Below are 2,601 nucleotides of genomic sequence, written 5' to 3'. Positions count from 1 at the left end.
CCCGATCCCGCGACCACGTACGCGATGAGCCGCTGCTCGTTTGTCCGATCCTCGCGCACGACGACCACGGCCTCGCGGACCGCCGGATGCCGCACCAGCGCGGCCTCAATCTCGCCCGGCTCGATGCGGTAGCCCCGCAGCTTGACCTGCTGGTCGGTCCGGCCCACAAATTCGAGCGTCCCATCCGGCCGATAGCGCGCCAGGTCGCCCGTCTTGTACAGCCGCGATCCGGGTGTGGCGCTGAATGAATCGGGGATGAACGCGGCGGCGGTCAGATCCGGTCGCTGGTGATAGCCGCGCGCCACGCCCGCGCCGCCGATAGAGATCTCGCCGATCACGCCGATCGACACGAGCTGCCAGGTGCGATCCAAAAGGTACACGCGGGTCTGCGCCAGCGGGCGGCCGATGGAGGGCGCCCGCTCGATCGCGCGCGGTATCGGCATCCACGTCGAGTAGGTCGTCGTCTCCGATGGACCGTACAAATTCACGACCTGCCGCACGGGCGTCTGCTCGTAGAGCTGCTGCACGAGATGCAGCGGCAGCACCTCGCCGGCCAGGTTGATCGTCCGGACCGAGGCGGGAATGGCGCGGCGATGGACCAGCTCGGCGGCAGCGGATGGCACGGTGTTGATCAAGGTGATCTGCTGCGCCGCGGCCAGGTCTGGAAGCTGCAGCGCGCTCTCGGCAATGATCGCACAGCCGCCGCAGCTCAGCGGCACGAACAGCTCGAAGATCGACAGATCGAAGCAGATCGAGGTGCCAAAGAGCACGCCCGCCAGCTCCGCAGGCGTGTAGACCCCGGTCGCCCAGGTGACGAGGTTGACCGCGCTGCGGTGTGCAATCATCACGCCCTTGGGCTGTCCCGTCGAGCCTGACGTGTAGATCACATACGCCAGATGGTCGGGCGTCGTGCGGCAGGGTGGTGACGTGGTGGGCAGCGCGTCCAGCGTGGGAGCGAGCTGGGCCAGGTCGAGCATCGTCACCGAGGGCGGTGCCGGGAAGGACATGGCGGTGCCATCGGCGAGCAGCAGGCTCGCCCTGGCATCCTGGAACAGGAAGCGGCGACGCTCGTCGGGATAGGCCGGATCGATCGGAACATAGGCGCCGCCCGCCTTGAGAATCGCCAGGATCGCAACGATCAGATCAACCGAGCGCTCCATACAGAGCGCGACGAGCACCTCCGGACCGACGCCGCGCTGCTGAAGATACCACGCGAGCTGATTCGTCCGTGCCTGGAGCGCGCCGTACGTAAGATGCTGATCCGCACAGACGACCGCAACCGCATCGGGCGTGCGCAGCGCTTGCGCATCGAATAAGGTATGGAGGCACTGCTCCACCGGCGCGCGCTGCTGGCTGGCATTCCAGGCCACGAGCAGGCGCTCACGCTCAGCCAGCGTGAGTAGATTAAGAGCCGTGACCGGCCGATCCATCTGATCGGACATACCCTCCAGAACGAACCGAAGCTGTTCTAGAAGCCGCTTGACGGTCATCTCATCCAGGCGGTGGGGTGAGTAGCCGATACGCACCGTCAGCGACGGCTGGGGTACGGCGATGACGGTTAGCGGATAATTCGTGCGCTGGAAGACTCGCAGATGCGGCGACTGACCAAACACCTGGGCGGGGTAGTTCTCAAAGACGACAATGCTCTCGAAGAGCGGTTGTCCGCCCGGAACATCACTCCAGCGCTGTATCTGCGCGAGCGGGCTGTACGCATACCGGGAGAGCTCGGCCTGCTGACGTTGCAGCGCGTGCAGCCAGTCGTGCAGCGTGACATCCGAGCGAATCCGGATGCGGATTGGCAGCGTGTTGATGAGGCATCCGACGATTGATGCGCTGTCCGGCAGGTCGGTGGGTCGTCCCGAAACGGTCACGCCAAAGACCAGATCGTGCTCGCCGCTGTAGTGGTGCAGCAGCAGCGCCCACGCGCCCTGGACCAAGGTGTTGATCGTCAGGTGCCTGTGCCGGGCCAGGGCTTGAATCATCTCCGTTGCTTCTGCCGAGAGGACGATCTGAGCGGTCGCAGCCTGATCGGTGGGGAGGACCGTGCTCCCTGGATCACGATCAAGCGGCAGGCGCGTTGGTGTCTTAAAGCCCTGCAAACGCTGGTGCCAGTAGCGCGCAGCCTGTTTCAGGTCTTGTCCGCGCAACCACGTGAGATAATCGCGGTAGGGGCGTCGCCAGTGCAGGCGCGGTATCCGACGCTGCAAGAGGGCGCTGTAGGCCATGAAGACATCGTGCAAGACAAGCGGCACTGACCAGCCATCCAGCAGCAGGTGATGATAGCTCCAGACGATCGAGCATGTGCGCGAACCGACCCGCATCACGGCTACCCGCATCAGCGGGGCGCGCGACAGATCGAAGGGCTGCCGACGATCGGCCTGCAGATAGGCTGAGAGCTGGGCTTCCTGCTCGTCGGCGGGGAGGTGGCTCCAATCAAGGTAGGTGAAGGGCAGCGTGACTTGTTGCCGAACGACTTGCAGTGGCTCATCGAGATCTTCCCAAAAGAAGGCGGTACGTAGAATCGGATGCTGATGGACAACATAGTGCCAGGCACGCTCGAAGACCCGCACATTCACATCGACGGGCAACATCCAACTGAAT

The 2,601-nt window shown here is 64.5% G+C and carries 1 protein-coding gene; it reads right to left on the bottom strand.

Annotation, left to right across the window (positions count from 1 at the left end):
* Nucleotides 1-2,601, bottom strand: a 2,601-nt coding sequence (locus VFZ66_15610) for an amino acid adenylation domain-containing protein (GenBank protein HEX6290616.1), incomplete at both ends; no start/stop codon positions are given.

It is taken from the genome of Herpetosiphonaceae bacterium, assembly GCA_036374795.1.
Lineage (GTDB): Bacteria > Chloroflexota > Chloroflexia > Chloroflexales > Kallotenuaceae > LB3-1.
The sequence above is the reverse complement of the archived record's forward strand: the minus strand, read 5'-3'. Positions and strand labels throughout refer to the sequence as shown.